Origin of the sequence: Nisaea sp., from assembly GCF_039990255.1 — a bacterium.
Lineage (GTDB): Bacteria > Pseudomonadota > Alphaproteobacteria > Thalassobaculales > Thalassobaculaceae > Nisaea.
The window spans coordinates 23,605-39,231 of record NZ_JBDXGG010000021.1 but is presented as its reverse complement, the minus strand read 5'-3'; the positions used below and the strand labels follow the sequence as shown (position 1 = coordinate 39,231).

The following is a 15,627-nucleotide window of genomic DNA, read 5'->3' as shown; positions in this document are numbered from 1 at the left end:
ATGCGTCCGTTTTCACTATCGCGATCCATGGACGACCGGCCGAAACCCAGACATGGCGCCCTGAAATGCTGCGAGGCGGGTTAGGCCGGATACACACGTATTTGGTCACAGACCTGTATGGTCAAAAACCAGGCCGGGGGCCGCAGAACGGCCCCCGGTATCCAGCGGTTACCCGCCGGTTTTCTGATCGTAGGCTGTTCCCCAGCCCCAGGCGCCGGAGCCAAAGCCCCGAGCCACGGTCCGCTCGCGATAGATCTCGGACACGATGTCTCCATCACCGGCCAGCAAGGCCTTGGTCGAGCACATCTCCGCGCAGAGCGGGAGCTTGCCCTCGGCCAGGCGGTTCCGACCGTACTTCTGGAACTCAGCCGAGCTGTTGTCGTCTTCCGGACCGCCAGCGCAGAAGGTGCACTTGTCCATCTTGCCGCGGCTGCCGAAATTGCCGGCTTGCGGGTATTGGGGTGCCCCGAACGGACAGGCATAGAGACAATAACCACAGCCGATGCACAGATCCTTGGAGTGCAGAACCACACCCTCGTCGGTCTGGTAGAAGCAATCGACCGGGCACACCGCCATGCAGGGTGCGTCGGAGCAGTGCATGCAGGCCACCGAGATGGACCGTTCGCCCGGCTTGCCGTCATTGATCGTGACGACGCGCCGGCGGTTTACACCCCAGGGAACCTCATGCTCGTTTTTGCAGGCTGTAACGCAGGCATTGCATTCGATGCAGCGCTCGGCGTCACACAGGAACTTCATACGTGCCATTGTTTCGCTCCCTTACGCAGGCTCAATACGACACAGGGTCGCTTTGGTTTCCTGCATCTGCGTGACCGAATCGTAGCCGTAGGTCTGCGCAGTGTTTGACGATTCACCGAGGACATAGGGATCCGCACCATCCGGATACTTGCTCCGGAGATCCTTGCCCTGGAAATGCCCACCAAAGTGGAACGGCATGAAGGCAACGCCTGAGCCGACCCGTTCGGTTACCATCGCCTTGACCTTGACCTTGCCGTTCTCCGGACCGGTCAGCCAGACCATCTGACCATCCCTGATGCCGTAGTCGTTAGCATCACGCGGGTTGATCTCGACGAACATGTCTTGCTGCAATTCGGCCAGCCACGGATTGGACCGGGATTCTTCACCACCGCCCTCATACTCGACCAAACGGCCGGACGTGAGGATGATCGGGAAGTCCTTGGAGAAGTCGTTCTTCTGGATCGACGCATAGAGCGTCGGCAGGCGATACGCTTTCCTGTCCTCGTAGGTCGGGTAATCCGCCACGAGGTCCCGCCGCGAGGTGTAGAGCGGCTCACGATGGAGCGGCACCGGATCCGGGAAGGTCCAGACCACGGCACGTGCCTTCGCGTTGCCGAACGGAGAGCATTCGTGAGCAATCGCCACGCGCTGGATACCGCCGGAAAGGTCGGTCTTCCAGTTCGTCTTGTCGCCCGAGATGCTCTCGATCGTCTTCCGCTCTGCGTCGGTCAGATCCTTGTCCCAGCCGAGTTTCTTCAGCATGGCCATGGTGAATTCCGGATACCCGTCCTTCAGGTCCGAATTGACACCATAGGAATCGACCGCCAGCAGGTTTTCACCGTTCCGTTCGACACCGAATCGGGCACGGAAGGTAAGCCCGCCCTCGGAAACCGGCTTCGACGGATCGTAGAGAATCGGCGTACCCGGATGGTTCATCTCCGGAGTACCCCAGCACGGCCACGGCATGCCGTAGTAATCGCCGTCGCACGGACCGCCTCTCGCCTGAAGCGAGGTCTTGTCGAAGGTGTGCTGGTTGGCCATGTGCTTGCGCAGCCGCTCCGGCGTCTGACCGGTATAACCGATGGTCCACATGCCGGCGTTGATTTCGGCAGTGATGTCCTCGACGTGCGGCTCTTTGCCGTTGATCTTGATGTTCTTGAACATCTGATCGGCCATGCCGAATTTTTCGGCAAAGAGATACATGATCTCATGGTCCGTCTTCGACTCGAAGAGCGGGTCCACCACTTTGTCGCGCCACTGGATGGAGCGGTTGGAAGCCGTCACCGAGCCATAGGTCTCGAACTGAGTGCAGGCCGGGAGCAGATAGACCCCGTCCTTGCGGTCATGCAACACGGCCGAAACCGTCGGGTATGGATCGACGACAACGAGGAGATCAAGTTTCTCCATCGCCTTCTTCATCTCGACCATACGGGTCTGGGAGTTTGGCGCGTGACCCCAAAGCACCATGGCCCGAACATTCTCGGGCTGGTCCATGTTGTCTTTGTCCTCAAGCACACCGTCGATCCAACGTGAGACGGGAATACCCTTGGACTCCATCAACTCCTTGGAAGCAAAGCGCTTCACCATGTAGTCGTAATCGACATCCCAAACCCGTGACCAGTGCTTCCAGGCACCGGTGCTGAGGCCGTAATAGCCCGGCAGGGTATGGGACAGCACGCCAAGATCGGTCGCGCCCTGGACGTTGTCGTGGCCGCGGAAGATGTTGGTGCCGCCACCGGCCTTGCCCATGTTCCCCAGCGCAAGCTGCAGAACACAGTAGGCCCGGGTGTTGTTATTCCCGTTCGTGTGCTGGGTGCCGCCCATGCACCAGATCACGGTGCCCGGACGATTATTAACCAAAGTCCGCGCGACGCGGCGCATCTGCGAGCCCGGAACGCCGGTAACCCGTTCAGTCTCTTCCGGCGTCCACTTCTTCACTTCGGCCCGGATCTCTTCCATGCCCCAGACACGCTGGCGGATGAATTCCTTGTCTTCCCAGCCATTCTCGAAGATGTGCCAGAGCAGGCCCCAGATCAGTGCAACGTCCGAGCCCGGACGGAACCGGACATATTCGGACGCGTGCGCCGCGGTCCGCGTGAAGCGCGGGTCGCAGACGATCAGCGGTGCATTGTTCTGTTCCTTCGCCCGCAGCAGGTGCAGCAGCGAGACCGGATGGGCCTCCGCCGGGTTCCCACCGATAACGAAGATGGCACGACTGTTATGGATGTCGTTGTAGCTGTTCGTCATCGCGCCATAGCCCCAGGTGTTCGCAACACCCGCGACCGTGGTCGAATGACAGATACGCGCCTGATGGTCTCCGTTGTTGGAGCCCCAGAAGGCGTAGAATTTGCGGAACAGGTAGGCCTGTTCGTTGCTGTGCTTGGCGGAGCCGAGCCAGTAAACCGAATCCGGGCCGCTTTCCTCCCGGATCTTCAGCATCTGGTCGCCAATATCGCTGATCGCCTGCTCCCAGCTGACCTTGGTGTATTTACCGTCAATCAGCTTCATCGGGTATTTCAGGCGGCGTTCACCATGCGCGTGCTCGCGGACCGCAGCACCTTTGGCGCAGTGAGCGCCGAGGTTGAACGGGCTGTCGAAGCCAGGTTCCTGGCCGATCCAGACACCATTTCGCACTTCCGCCTCGACCGTGCAGCCGACCGAACAGTGAGTACAGACCGACCGGACCTTCTCGATACCGGCCATCGGATTGGCTTGAGCTTCGGCTTTCTTGACCATGCCACCGCCGAGAGTGGCTGCGGCGGCAAGACCGCCGGCTGTAATCCCGGAGCGTTTCAGGAACGTTCTCCGGTCGATCGCGCTGCCGGCCTGACCAGCCAATGCACGCGACATGCGGGGCGATCCGGATCGCCCGCCCGTCTTCTTCATCAACATATCGTTCTCCCGAACATTACGGCCTCTTTATCGACCGCTTATGTTTCAGCAGGCGCCCCAGCATGTGGCACCCCGGGACCTCCCGTGTGAGAGGACCCTCCCTGTCTTGCTCCTAGAAGCGCGACAGAGCGTAGGCCGTCTTCACATGCGCGGTTTCCCTATAGCCGGCACTGACCTTTTCGGACCGCGTTGCGGCCTCTGCAGGTTTCTGCGCCCCGGCAATTGCCGCAGCACCGGCAGCAGCGCCGATGCCCGATAATTTCAGGAAATCACGGCGTGTGGATTCGGGCTTTTTTGCTTTCGCCATCACCAACTCCGTTCTGCTCCGCACGGGTCCGATATGTTGATCCGCAAACCGGCCCGTGCCCGGCTGCGGGGAACTGCCTCCGATCGCTCTAATCGAGCATCCGGAAAGACTCGATCTCGATCTCCATGAACTGGCGCCCGATAGCGCCGAGCGGCATGTAAAGACTTGACGCTTTGGCGCCTTCGAGATCTTCGAAAAACTTCACGGCCCACGGCGCCACATGCCGGCTGAAAAACTCGGCCTGACGCTCCAGATGACAGGCCGGACCGAAATCACCGCGAATCATCCCGGCCATCACATCGCAAAGGGCCGCTATATGATCCTCGGGCTCTTTCACATCATCGGCACGCGAAACACCAAGCTGCGCAAGATCATCACGCAATTCGGCGAGCGGCTTTTCGTTGAGAAAACCTGTCAGATAAAAAGAGCCATGGGGCACCAGCTCTCCGCGCCCCACGCCATAAAACAGCTTATGGAATTCTTCATCAGCGGTTTCGACCGTCGCGGCGCGCGCCGCAGCAGCGAAAGCGGCGACGGATTTGCCAAGCGGCGTGTCATCGCCTTCGAAACTACGCGCGATATCAAGGCTGTCCTGATGCGGCTGCCGCGCAAGAAAATGCGCAAGCAGACCGTACCAGTGCGCCCTAACGGCGTCTTCTTCCGACACCAGACTCCGGGCGGTCTCTGTCACCGACCCACTCTCCCAAACGTGCCCGCGTAATCCGAAGGGAATCGCAAGCTTCGTTGTTACAACGGCTTAGAACCGTTCTTAGAATCGTTAAAGTACGCCTGCCCAATCCATAAGTCCACAAAGACTCTGTCATAACAGTGTAGGTTTTCCACTCTGTGAACAAAGCGTCACGTTAATCCAGGTCACCATCACCAACGTCGTCGGCATCATTCTCTGATTGAATTGCGTCAACCAGGTCAGCAGCCGTATCAGTTTCCGCCTTGGTTTTATCGCCATCAACGGCCGCCAGACGCCGTGTCTCTTCATCCTCTGGACCGTCTTCAGCCCCGGTGTCTTCAGCCCCGGTGTCTTCAGTCTCGATGTCTTCAGCCCGGGCGTCTTCCTCGGCTGGCTCCTCACCGAGTTCCTCGTCCGTCATGAAGCCCTTGCCGACCCGATAGGCCGTCTGCATGCCTTCGATCACCGTTGCCGCGTCGGTAAAATCCTCACCGTAATCGACCAGACCATCGACATTCGCCAGCACCGGGTTGAGTCGCCAGAGTGCCCGCAATGCCCGGCGGCGCAGGAATTCAGGCACCTTGCTCTGCATGAAAGGCGTAAAATCGCTTTCCGCCTCGAGGGTTTCGATATCCGGCAGGCCATCGACCAGCTCTTGCTCTTCCTCGGTCAGTGGGCGCTCGTCTCCGGTGATCAAGGCAGGAAGCTGATCGTCCGGCGCTTCATCGGGGAGAGTAGGAGCCGCGCCGCCACGTTTCTCGCGCGGTGTCGCTGTTTCAGCAATCCGGGCGGAGTCCTTGCGATGCGACCAGCGCGCCAGAAAGCCCCGGTCGCTCTCGTCACGGGTGTCAGTCAAGGCGCCGCCTCCCGGGCGTGCTCCGTCCACCTTCTTCGACCAGGGGCCGACGGGCGAACTTGTCATGCTCGCGGCGGTGATCGCTGCGTTTGCGCTTGATGAACACCTCGTCTTCGTGATGCGTATCGCAGAAATCCTGCACCCAGGCGATCAGACCTTCGGGCATCGGCACGCTCTCGACAGTCTCTTCCCCAGAGTCGAGATAGTCCTGCGCCTCATAGGCAGAGGCAGTTGCCAGGAAAGGATAGACTTCGTAAGGCGAATCCGGATCGTCATCCGCACGAAGCACGACATAAACTGACGGCTGGCCAGACAGGTTGACCTTATAGGATTCGGTTTCTTTTCGGTGCAGGGTCAGCGGCAGCGTCGCCGCATGATAGCGTTCAACACCGTCCACCTTGTCCAGCAGAGTCCACTCCCGGACATCCGGCGCCCCAACGATTACAGAGACCGCGTTCCAGCGATGATCCTGCCAGGGATTGTCGATTTTCCGGCGCTCCAGCACCAGTCCAACCGGGATGGTCCGGCTGCGTTCCATTTCCACTCCTTGGATTCTCCGGACGGGGCCATTGCCCCGGCCGCGCCGTGTTGCAAATATGTGTATCAAAAGTGCGCGTCGAAAAGACTGAAACATATAAAGCGCACGGGAGAGAGAAATATGGCCACCGAAAGCGGGCGGCTGCTGGTCTGCAATTGCAATCAGACCATGCCCCTGGAATCCGTCGCGCGCGCAGTTATGCAAGGCGATGCGGCGCCCTTCATCCATTCAGCCCTGTGCCGATCCCAACTTGGAAATTTTCGCGATGCGGCAGCAGCGGGCGCACCGCTAACTGTCTGCTGTACTCAGGAAGCGCCGCTGTTCAGTGAAATTGGCCAGGAAAGTGGACTGGATGAGGGCTCGTTAAGCTTCGTCAATATCCGCGAAAGGGCCGGCTGGTCCGATGAGGCAAAGGATGCCGGACCGAAGATCGCCGCACTCATCGCCGAGGCCTCCGTCGCAGGAACGCCGACAACGCAGGTATCGCTCACTTCCGACGGGGTCTGCCTGGTCTATGGCAAGGATCAGTCCGCTCTTGACGCGGCACGGCAACTCTCGGAGCGGCTCGACGTCACGCTGCTACTGAAAGAAAGCGACGGTATCGTCCCGCCTTCCGTCATGGATGTGCCGGTTTTCCACGGCCGGATCATCCGATCAGCCGGGCATCTCGGCGCGTTCGAAATCGGCGTCGACGATTACGCGCCGGCCAATCCGGCCAGCCGCGACGCCTTCTCCTTCGAGCGGCCGCAAAACGGCGCGGTCTCGAAATGCGACCTTATTCTCGACCTGACCGGAGAGACCCCGCTTTTCACAGGCCATGACAAACGCGACGGCTATTTCCGTCCCGATCCGGGCGATCCAGTCGCGGTACAGAAGGCATTGTTCGAGCTTTCAGATATGGTCGGCGAGTTCGCAAAACCGCGTTATGTCGACTTCAAATCCGATCTCTGCGCCCATTCCCGCAGCCGCAAGACCGGCTGTTCGCGCTGCATCGATGTCTGCCCGGCAGGCGCCATCACCTCGGATGGCGATGTCGTAGCTTTCGATCCCCATATCTGCGGCGGTTGCGGTGCCTGCAATTCGGTCTGTCCGACCGGCGCGGCACATTATGCCTTCCCGCCAACCAGCAACTTAGTCGAGCGCCTTTCTGTGCTCATGCAGACCTATGCGGATGCCAGTGGGCGCGATGCGGCCATCCTGATCCACGATACTACCGATGGGAATGCGATAATCGACATGTCGGCCCGGTTCGGGCGTGGCCTGCCCGCGCATGTGATCCCTTTCGCGGTGACGCAGGTAACCCAGATCGGACTCGACTTCCTTGCGGCCGCCTTTGCCTTCGGCGCCGGGCGGGTGGTGCTGCACGCCCATCCGCGCAAGCAGGAGGAGATCGGCGGGCTGGCGAGCCAGATCGGACTTGCCGAAACGGTCCTGACCGGCCTCGGCTTCGAGAGCGGGCGGGTCGAACTGCTGGTCGAGGCCGATCCTGACGCGGTCGAAACCAGACTCTGGTCGATGGAACGATCCAAAGGCGTTGCCCCGCGTTTCTTCCTTGCCCTTGGCGGCAAGCGGGAAATCATGGATACCGCCCTCGCACAGCTCAGGCTTGCTGCCCCGACCCCGGTCGACACGCTCACATTGCCGCCGGGCGCGCCATACGGCCGGGTGAATGTTGACGCTGAAGCCTGCACACTCTGCCTTGCCTGCGTCAGCGCCTGCCCGGCCAGCGCACTGCTGGACAACCCGGAAGCGCCCCAACTTTCCTTCGTCGAAAGCAGCTGCGTACAATGCGGGCTTTGCCAGAATACCTGCCCGGAAAGCGCCATAACACTGGAGCCCCGCATCAACTTCCTGACCGAAGCCAAGTCACCAGTGGTGATGAAGGAGGAGGAGCCGTTCCACTGCGTACGCTGTGACAAGCCTTTCGCCGCGAAAAGCACCATCGACCGGATCGTCAAAACACTGGCGGAGAAGCACTCGATGTTCGCGACGCCGGAAGCCGCCCGGCGCCTGCAAATGTGCGAGGATTGCCGCGTCGTCGACCAGTTCGAGGAAGGCAACCCGATGGCAGGTGGCGCCCGCCCGATGGTCCGCACGACAGAGGATTATCAGGCCGGCAATGTCCCCGACGAGGACGAGAGCATCCACTGACACCCCGGACCTGAAGACGCGTCAGCCGCCGAACCGGTCCTGGCACATGGCGGCGGCGCGTTGCTTGAAGAGGGTGTGTTTGGCATCGTCGATCACACCCTCCGCCAGCATCCGGTCAACCGCGCCGTAGCGTTCCGATAGGCAGGCCGCCAGTTCGGGGTTCGCCGGCAACGCCGGAGCGTCATCTACGCCCTTGAGGACAGTCAGATCTTCACGGTGAATGTAAGCGAGTGACGCCACCGACAGGATCAAAACCAGACCCGCAACCAAGCGAGCTCGCCTGCTATCGATGAAAGGTTCGGTGGTCACGGCCGTTACTCGGTCTCGATCGTGCCGTCGATGGTCACTTCGAGGCCCGCAGCCGGGATCGACAGTACGACTTTGGCTTCCGGCGCGGCGCCAGGTTTCAGAGAGCCGTTCTCCACCGCCGCCCGGATCGCGGTCTCGATCTCCCGCTGACTGGTCACGCCGACCTTCTTCAAAAACTTGCGGACACTCATGTTGAAGATGTCTTCGTTCACGCCTCTTCTCCCTTACGCCGGCACGGCCAGCGGTAAATTGACCAATAGGTTTTGCGGCTTCATCCGCAGCACGCCTTTCGCGTCCTGCGCCAGTCCGAGATAGACCGGGCGCCCTGCGATATCTGCCCGCATGGCTTCCGGTTGCTTGAAATCGAGCCGGAACAGCGCGATCAGGTTGACCAGAGTCTCCTCGTCCACCTCTTCACCCTTGTAGAGCGCGTTCAGAATACCGGTCGAGGTCGCATCAAGGCCGACATGCCAGACCCAGCGCTCATCCTTGATGCTGCGCACCGGGGTCACGGAGACATCGACGCCAAGGAAATGGGCGGCCCAGCTTTCCAGGACCCGGCACAGCGCATCCAGACCGGGGCGGGTAAAGGTAAGATCGAGCACAGTGTCGAACCTATCGCTCCGGTCCCAGTAGATCTCCGCGTTTTCCTCGGTCAGCACATCCAGCTCGACAGAGCGCAGTGGCGTGTCGTTCTCTGCGATCAGGCGCTCGAGCGAACTCTGGCCCTGTCCCGCCGCATGCATGTCGACGATCTCCTCGTCGGCGCACATCACGGTGCCCTCCTGCAACGTCACCCGCTGGCTGCGGAACAGCAGCTCGGCGGCACGTGCGCGGATCGGGTCACTCACCCCCTCCAGCATATTGCGGGTCACCACATGGGCAATCTGGTCGAGGAACAGTGGCGGGATGGAAATGTCGCCAGACAGAAAGGTCGAGAGATAGAAGGCTTCGAGACTGTCCGCCGCCAACAGGGCATTGCGGAAGCCGAGCACGATCTCGTAATTCTCCCGTCCATCCTGATCGCCGAACGCCGACAGCTCCATTTCACTGACCGGCCTGCGCGGATCGTCCAACAGGGCCGCATGGAGGCTGCGCTCTGTCGCACAGGACTCCTCGACCGGCGCCACTTCGGGCCGGGCGAAGATCGCGCGCAGGAAATCGTCCGTAACCGCTAGGCGGCCGTCAGCCGTCCGGTCGAGCAGAGCATGGCCGGAGCTGATCCAGAAATCCCGTGGTGCATCCAAAACTGTCATTTACCCGCCTGCTTTAATCAAGAGACCACGTTGGTTTGCGCAACATGTCGGTCAACGCCACCAGCGGCGTTTTCGTATCGCCGAGAACCAGTCCGCCATTTTCGTCAAGCCCGAGCAAGGTGCCTTTCCACTGACCGCCTCCGAATTTGAGATCCACCGTCTCTCCCCGTTTTGCGGCACGCGGCAACCAGTTATCGGCGATAGGACGAAAGCCGTCAGAGACATAGCGGTTGGTCCAGAGCAGGAAATGCCGGGAGAAACTCTCCAGCAACCCGCCGGTGGTCAGCTCGCCGCATCCCTCGTCCAACAGTGTCGTCCGCTGCCGCATCATACCCGGCTCCGGCGCATCTTCGCGCGGCGTCATCGCAACCTCAATGCTGAGCACAGCCCAGTCCGGTACCGGATCGTCAGACAGATGTTCCCACACGGAGGGGCCTACCGAGAGACGAACCCCACCGGCCAGACCGCCATTCACGATCAGCCGGTCCGGCCAGCCAAACATGACCTCGACCTGCGGCGGGACCTGTGCGCCAAGGCAATCGCCAAGCGCAACCATCGCCACATGAACCATTGCAAGGCTTTCCGAAAGCGGCTTCTCAGGTGCCAGCACGATGGCGCAGGACATCACATCTGCACTGTCGGTCCAGTAAAGGTTCGCGGGATCCGCACCGTTTTTCGCAGCCTCGACGGCAAGCGCTACAATATCGGCCCCCGCATCGTGGCGATGGGGCAGGTATATCGGCGGAAAAGTAAGCTCTTCTTGCATGTTTCACTCCCTGCCGGGAAACCTACCATGGACACTCCGCCTGTCATCGGGAATCGCCATTGGCAGATCGGCATGATAAGCGATTCACGTGGTTTGGCCCCGGTCGGGGGCCGATGGTGGAAAGGAGACAAGGCGTGCAGATTCGCGAAATGCTGATCACTGCACACGGCCTGCATCAGGCCGGCCGAATTGCCGAAGCCATATCCGGATATCGTCGTGTGCTCTGTGCATTGCCCAACGAAGCAGACAGCTGGCACCTTCTGGGAACCGCGATGCTTCAGACCGGCCATCCTGCGCCCGCTGTTGCCTGCATCAGGCGCGCCCTTGCGGCAGCGCCCGGGCGGCACGATTTCCGGCTCAATCTCGGCTTTGCCCTGATCGACAACGGGAATGCCGAGGCTGCCGTATCGGCTCTAGCCGCCGGGTCCGACAGCCTCTCCGGCCAAGCTGCATTCTGGAGCGCATTCGCATCCGCTCGTAAGCAGGCGGGAGATCCGTCCGGCGCCACTCTGGCGCTCCAAAAAGCGATACTCCTCGAACCCGGCGATTCTGCATCCACCTATAATCTCGCGCTCAGTCTGCAGGAGCAGAACCGCAATGACGATGCACTCGATCACTATGACCGGGCCATCGCTCTTCAGGCCTCGGGTCACATTCCCTTTGCCAACCGTGCCCAGGCGTACCGCGCGCTGAACCGCCCGGTGGAGGCTGCCCGGGACTTCAAACGCGCCCTCGTCCTTACCCCGGCTCTCCCGGATCTGCTGAATGACCTCGGCATCGTGCTCTGGGAGAAGAAAGACAGTTCGCACGCCATCGCGCTCTACCGCTATGCTTTCGCAGCCGCGCCGGACAACCCGGAGATCCTGCGAAACCTTGCAAGCGCCCAGCTAAGCGCCGGAAACTACGAGACCGCGCTCGGCACCTACATTGACGCGATGAAGCGTTTTCCCGCAGTGCCTACTTTCGTGGTCCGCCGGGCCTTCGGCCTGCCGGTTGTTCCCCAGGACGTGCCGCAGATAGATGCCGCGCGCGAGAAAATTTCGGCATTCCTCGATTCTCCGGAAGCCAAACGCATCCGGCTGGCGGACCCGCTCAACGAGATTGGCGCCGCCAATTTCTATCTCGTCTATCACGGCCGCAACGACCGGGATCTGGCGGTCGGTATCAGCGAATTCTACCGGCACGCCTGCCCGACGCTGAACTTCACCGCCCCGCATGCAGGCGACGGCCCGCCGCCCGCAACCCGCAGGATCCGTCTCGGAATCTGTTCAACGCACCTTGCTGGGCACACGATCGGTGCCGTGTTCGGCGATCTTGTGACCGGGATCGACCGGGAGCGCTTCACGCTCACCTTGCTGCGCCCGCCCGGCCTCCGGGATGCGGCGGCGGCGGATATTGCCTCCCGGTTCAATGAGGTGGTGGAGCTGCCGGCGGATATCAGCCAAGCAGCAGAGATCGCGGCGGCCAGCCGTCTCGATGCGCTGCTCTATACCGATATCGGTATGGAACCCTTCACCTACTTCCTGGCCCACACACGGCTGGCGCCGGTGCAATGGGTCACCTGGGGCCATCCCGTAACCACCGGCATCAGCACCGTGGACGCCTATCTCTCTCCGGACTGTTTTGAGCCTGAGGGCGCGGAAGCACACTATTCAGAACGCCTGGTGCGCAGCCCCAGCATTCCGATGAATTATCGCGACGAGCACGTCCCGCCAGCCGGCGCAAAATCCGATTTCGGCCTACCGGATAATCGGCCGCTTTATCTCTGTCCGCAAAATCTCTTCAAATTGCATCCAGAGTTCGACCTCTGGCTCGGCGACATTCTGCGGGTAGATCCGAAAGGCACCATTGGCCTGATCGGTGGCGCTAACAGCGCATGGACGAAGCGGGTGAAGGACCGGCTCGGTCCGGTCCTCGGAGCTGACATGGAACGGGTGCGGTTCGTGCCATTTTTACCGAAGGTCGATTATATGCGCCTGCTCAGCGCGGCGGAGGTCATGCTGGACCCGATCCATTTCGGCGGAAGCAACACGACGCTCGGCGGGTTTGCCGCCGGAACGCCGGCAATCACCTGGCCGAGCGGTTTCATGCGCGGGCGCATGACCATGGGGCTTTACCGGACGATGGGCATAGAGGATTGCATCGCCTCAGGACGTTCGGACTATGCAAGCAGGGCAACGGAGATCGCCAACGATCCAGCCAAGCGATCGGACATCGTCTCCCGTATCCGGGCCGCCCGACCAGCAGTGGTCGGGACAGCGGGCGCGGCCCTGGATCTCGGCAACTTGCTTGCGGACGCGGTCAGCTCGCGGAGCGGTTTGCGATGAAGGAGGCTTTGCCAGCTTCCATATCGTAACGCAGCCGCGGCTCGTTCTCGAGCGGCCGCCCGGTCACACGCACGAAGCAGGCTTGAGCAGGATAATCGATCGCGTGAATGGCCCGCACGTCGTACAGACCGGCCTGACCCGGCTCAAGCCTGTAGGTTTTTACATGCTCGATCTTCACATCGCCGTCGCCGTCACCGCCATCGGGACGACTGAACTCGCTCATGTCGGTATACTCCTTGGCCTGTCCGTAGATCGCCCAGGAGGTGCCGTGGTCGTGCGGCGGCGAGGCGTGCGGCTTGTCGTTCACATGGGCGAGGACGACAAATTCAAGCTCATCATCGCGGTAAAGCTCGGTCACACCAACCGGTGCGTCATTGCCGCAAACCTCCTCGACAAAAGCTTGGTTCAAAAGCAATTTTTCGAGGTTCTTGCGCACCGCTTCCCGGCCATCGGGACTGTTGTCACGGACCAATGTATCGTGGCTGTCGCGACAGAATTCGTCCAGACCGTATGCCATCGGAGATCTCCCTCTAGAATTCTTTTAGGCCTCCCCAATTTGGTTCCGGGCGGAACGGGGGAGTGCAATCAGGTTCGGTATTCTTGCCCCGATACGGCAGGAACGCAACGGGGCCGATCAGGATACAACCGGATTACCGGCCCGCGTTCATCCGGGCGATGGTCGCCGTGGTGCTGTGGCCATCCTCAAGCCCGGCCAGGACCACCCTGCCGCCGTAAGACTGCACGAACTCGGCCCCAACCACAGTCTCGACCGTATAGTCGGCGCCTTTCACCAATACATCCGGGCGGATCATCTCGATCAACTCCTGCGGAGTGTCCTCGCCGAAGATCGCAATCCCATCCACACTCGCTAGGGACGCCAACACAGATGCGCGCGAGGCCTCCGACTGCACCGGGCGGGTTGGTCCTTTCAGGCGTGACACCGAAGCGTCACTATTAAGGCCAACGATCAGCCGATCACAAGCGGCCTTGGCCTGGCGCATCAAGGATACATGCCCCGGATGCAGCAAGTCGAAACAGCCATTCGTGAATCCCACCTTCAGGCCCTGCTTGCGCCACTCTGCCGCCCGCTTGGCAAGCATATCGGGCGAGGCGACCTTGACCTCACCCTGCAGCAAATCGTGGGCCCGGAATGCTGCGGCGAGTTCGGAAGCATAAGCCACCGCAGTGCCCATCTTGCCAACCACGATCCCGGCCGCTGCATTCGCCAGCTCAATCCCCTCGGCAACCGATAGACCGCGACCAAGGGACGCCGCGAGAACCGCAACGACCGTATCTCCAGCGCCCGAGACATCGAACACTTCGCGCGCCACTGCATCGAAATGCAGCGGCTCTTCATCCGGATCACTGGACACGTAGGTCATGCCGTCCTGGCTCCGGGTAACGAGCACAGCTCCGATACCCGCAGTCTCGATGATGTGTCGGGCGGCCGCCACGATCTCATCAGTCGATCCGGTAGGCATCCCACTCGCCTCGGACAGCTCGCGCCTGTTCGGTGTGATAGCCGTGGCGCCACGATAGCGCGTGTAATCGGTACCCTTCGGATCAACGACAACCGGACGCCCCTTCTCCCGCGCCGCCGAGATCAGTGAGGCAAGAATAGCGTCTGTCAGCAGCCCCTTGCCATAGTCAGACAATACCAGAGCGGCAGAGTCTGCAAGGTCGGCAACGGCCCGGGAAATCAGATCCTCCTCAAGCCCAGCATCGATCGCATGCACGTTTTCCTGATCCGCGCGCAGCAACTGCTGTGCTCCTGCGACATACCGGACCTTGATCGTCGTTTCGCGGCCCGGAACCGTCAGCAAGTGGCTTTCAACGCCCGGCTCCTCGGCGACAAGTCCCGTCAACTCCCGCCCGGCAGCATCCCGTCCGATCACTGAGATGAAACAGGCCTCCGCGCCAAGCGCAACCAGGTTGCGAACCACGTTCCCAGCCCCGCCGAGCATCGCCGCCTCGCGCTCGATCCGCAGAACCGGGACCGGCGCCTCTGGCGAAATCCGGTCTACGGAGCCATAGACGAACCGGTCGAGCATGGCATCACCGACACAAAGCAATCGAACGTCGGAGAGAGACTCGACTCTGGCGGCGAGATCTGAATCACGTGTCATTTATGCCTCCGCAAGACCAAGCTGGATCTCGATAGCGCCGCAAAGCGCATGACCGATGGTTATATGCATTTCCTGAATTCTTGCCGCCGCGTCGTGCGGCACCTTTACTAGCGGGTCCGCGAGGCCTGCCATATCTCCCCCGGTCCGCCCAGTGAGGCCGGCCGCCACAAGGCCTTTTTCCCGGGCCATTTTGAGCCCCTCAATAACGTTTGGCGAGCGCCCGGAGGTTGAGATTCCGATAGCAACATCCCCGGGACGGCCAAGTGCTTCAATCTGCCTGGAGAACAGTTTATCGAACCCGAGATCGTTGCCAGTGGCAGTCAACGCGGACCCGTCAGTTGTCAGCGCTATTGCTGCAATAGCCGGGCGATCCTTGATGTAACGCACTGTTAGTTCGGTGGCGAGATGTTGGGCATCGGAGGCGCTGCCGCCATTTCCGAAGAACAGGATCTTGCCGCCATCCCGGAGTGAAGAGACACACGTCTCGGTCAGGGAGACAAATGGGCCGGAAAGGTTCCCCCGCACCGCCTCGGCTACTTTCAAATGCTCGCTCAACTCGCTAACGAAGAAGGTAGTGAGGTTCATACTGACGAGAACTCCGGAACTTTAGATTACGCCCATTCCAGCCGGGCAAAAAACGCGGCACACAGGCAGG

General features: G+C 61.0%; 15 protein-coding genes. 2 read left to right on the top strand and 13 right to left on the bottom strand.

Annotated elements, in window-relative coordinates; genetic code table 11:
* Nucleotides 1–168 precede the first annotated feature (168 nt).
* From fdh3B to ABJ076_RS19055, 6 genes are all read right to left on the bottom strand, one after another.
* Nucleotides 169–765, bottom strand: coding sequence for a formate dehydrogenase FDH3 subunit beta (gene fdh3B / locus ABJ076_RS19080; RefSeq protein ID WP_348189781.1), 597 nt, complete (start codon nucleotides 763–765; stop codon nucleotides 169–171).
* 12 nt (nucleotides 766–777) lie between these two features.
* On the bottom strand, nucleotides 778–3,648 hold the full coding sequence (locus tag ABJ076_RS19075; protein WP_348189783.1) for a formate dehydrogenase subunit alpha: 2,871 nt from the start codon (nucleotides 3,646–3,648) through the stop codon (nucleotides 778–780).
* Between the two features lie 112 nt (nucleotides 3,649–3,760).
* On the bottom strand, nucleotides 3,761–3,955 hold the full coding sequence (locus ABJ076_RS19070) for a twin-arginine translocation signal domain-containing protein (RefSeq protein ID WP_348189785.1): 195 nt from the start codon (nucleotides 3,953–3,955) through the stop codon (nucleotides 3,761–3,763).
* A gap of 88 nt (nucleotides 3,956–4,043) precedes the next feature.
* Entirely contained in the window at nucleotides 4,044–4,646 is a 603-nt protein-coding gene (locus ABJ076_RS19065) for a molecular chaperone TorD family protein (RefSeq protein ID WP_348189787.1), read from the bottom strand.
* A gap of 172 nt (nucleotides 4,647–4,818) precedes the next feature.
* A complete protein-coding gene (locus tag ABJ076_RS19060) occupies nucleotides 4,819–5,499 on the bottom strand; it encodes a DUF3306 domain-containing protein (RefSeq protein ID WP_348189789.1) in 681 nt (226 codons plus the stop codon).
* Entirely contained in the window at nucleotides 5,492–6,037 is a 546-nt protein-coding gene (locus tag ABJ076_RS19055; protein ID WP_348189791.1) for a DUF3305 domain-containing protein, read from the bottom strand. Before ABJ076_RS19055 ends, ABJ076_RS19060 begins: the two co-directional genes overlap by 8 nt.
* A gap of 120 nt (nucleotides 6,038–6,157) precedes the next feature.
* Here ABJ076_RS19055 and ABJ076_RS19050 point away from each other — a divergent pair, with 120 nt between their 5' ends.
* On the top strand, nucleotides 6,158–8,188 hold the full coding sequence (locus ABJ076_RS19050; protein WP_348189793.1) for a 4Fe-4S binding protein: 2,031 nt from the start codon (nucleotides 6,158–6,160) through the stop codon (nucleotides 8,186–8,188).
* Between the two features lie 21 nt (nucleotides 8,189–8,209).
* Here ABJ076_RS19050 and ABJ076_RS19045 read toward each other — a convergent pair whose 3' ends face one another.
* Genes ABJ076_RS19045 through ABJ076_RS19030 form a run of 4 tightly spaced genes read right to left on the bottom strand, consistent with a single transcriptional unit; the run spans nucleotide 8,210 to nucleotide 10,519 of the window.
* Nucleotides 8,210–8,497: a hypothetical protein gene (locus ABJ076_RS19045; protein WP_348189795.1), complete on the bottom strand. Its 288-nt coding sequence runs from the start codon at nucleotides 8,495–8,497 to the stop codon at nucleotides 8,210–8,212.
* A 5-nt stretch (nucleotides 8,498–8,502) separates the two neighbouring features.
* The gene (locus tag ABJ076_RS19040) at nucleotides 8,503–8,709 is read right to left on the bottom strand and encodes a DUF6494 family protein (RefSeq protein ID WP_348189797.1); all 207 of its coding nucleotides are present in this window, start codon (nucleotides 8,707–8,709) and stop codon (nucleotides 8,503–8,505) included.
* 12 nt (nucleotides 8,710–8,721) lie between these two features.
* Nucleotides 8,722–9,753 carry a DUF6352 family protein gene (locus ABJ076_RS19035; RefSeq protein ID WP_348189799.1) on the bottom strand — a complete coding sequence of 344 codons (1,032 nt, stop codon included), beginning with the start codon at nucleotides 9,751–9,753 and terminating at the stop codon, nucleotides 8,722–8,724.
* A gap of 13 nt (nucleotides 9,754–9,766) precedes the next feature.
* Complete coding sequence (locus ABJ076_RS19030; protein ID WP_348189801.1) at nucleotides 9,767–10,519, bottom strand: biotin/lipoate--protein ligase family protein; 753 nt, start codon at nucleotides 10,517–10,519, stop codon at nucleotides 9,767–9,769.
* Between the two features lie 134 nt (nucleotides 10,520–10,653).
* Here ABJ076_RS19030 and ABJ076_RS19025 point away from each other — a divergent pair, with 134 nt between their 5' ends.
* Entirely contained in the window at nucleotides 10,654–12,846 is a 2,193-nt protein-coding gene (locus ABJ076_RS19025) for a tetratricopeptide repeat protein (RefSeq protein ID WP_348189803.1), read from the top strand.
* On the opposite strand, the gene ABJ076_RS19020 is transcribed toward ABJ076_RS19025, so the two are convergent.
* The 3 genes from ABJ076_RS19020 to ABJ076_RS19010 all read right to left on the bottom strand — a co-directional run bounded on the left by ABJ076_RS19020 (nucleotide 12,821) and on the right by ABJ076_RS19010 (nucleotide 15,557).
* Entirely contained in the window at nucleotides 12,821–13,363 is a 543-nt protein-coding gene (locus ABJ076_RS19020; RefSeq protein WP_348189805.1) for a hypothetical protein, read from the bottom strand. The two genes, ABJ076_RS19025 and ABJ076_RS19020, sit on opposite strands and share 26 nt — an antisense overlap.
* 133 nt (nucleotides 13,364–13,496) lie before the next feature.
* Nucleotides 13,497–14,972, bottom strand: coding sequence for a D-glycero-beta-D-manno-heptose-7-phosphate kinase (rfaE1, locus tag ABJ076_RS19015; protein WP_348189807.1), 1,476 nt, complete (start codon nucleotides 14,970–14,972; stop codon nucleotides 13,497–13,499).
* On the bottom strand, nucleotides 14,973–15,557 hold the full coding sequence (locus ABJ076_RS19010; protein ID WP_348189809.1) for a D-sedoheptulose 7-phosphate isomerase: 585 nt from the start codon (nucleotides 15,555–15,557) through the stop codon (nucleotides 14,973–14,975).
* Between the last annotated feature and the right edge of the window lie 70 nt (nucleotides 15,558–15,627).

Bases quoted from the DNA above. Each gene is read 5' to 3' on its own strand.
- fdh3B (WP_348189781.1), bottom strand. From the start codon at position 765: ATGGCACGTATGAAGTTCCTGTGTGACGCCGAGCGCTGCATCGAATGC.
- ABJ076_RS19075 (WP_348189783.1), bottom strand. From the start codon at position 3,648: ATGTTGATGAAGAAGACGGGCGGGCGATCCGGATCGCCCCGCATGTCG.
- ABJ076_RS19070 (WP_348189785.1), bottom strand. From the start codon at position 3,955: ATGGCGAAAGCAAAAAAGCCCGAATCCACACGCCGTGATTTCCTGAAA.
- ABJ076_RS19055 (WP_348189791.1), bottom strand. From the start codon at position 6,037: ATGGAACGCAGCCGGACCATCCCGGTTGGACTGGTGCTGGAGCGCCGG.
- ABJ076_RS19050 (WP_348189793.1), top strand. From the start codon at position 6,158: ATGGCCACCGAAAGCGGGCGGCTGCTGGTCTGCAATTGCAATCAGACC.
- ABJ076_RS19035 (WP_348189799.1), bottom strand. From the start codon at position 9,753: ATGACAGTTTTGGATGCACCACGGGATTTCTGGATCAGCTCCGGCCAT.
- ABJ076_RS19030 (WP_348189801.1), bottom strand. From the start codon at position 10,519: ATGCAAGAAGAGCTTACTTTTCCGCCGATATACCTGCCCCATCGCCAC.
- ABJ076_RS19020 (WP_348189805.1), bottom strand. From the start codon at position 13,363: ATGGCATACGGTCTGGACGAATTCTGTCGCGACAGCCACGATACATTG.
- rfaE1 (WP_348189807.1), bottom strand. From the start codon at position 14,972: ATGACACGTGATTCAGATCTCGCCGCCAGAGTCGAGTCTCTCTCCGAC.
- ABJ076_RS19010 (WP_348189809.1), bottom strand. From the start codon at position 15,557: ATGAACCTCACTACCTTCTTCGTTAGCGAGTTGAGCGAGCATTTGAAA.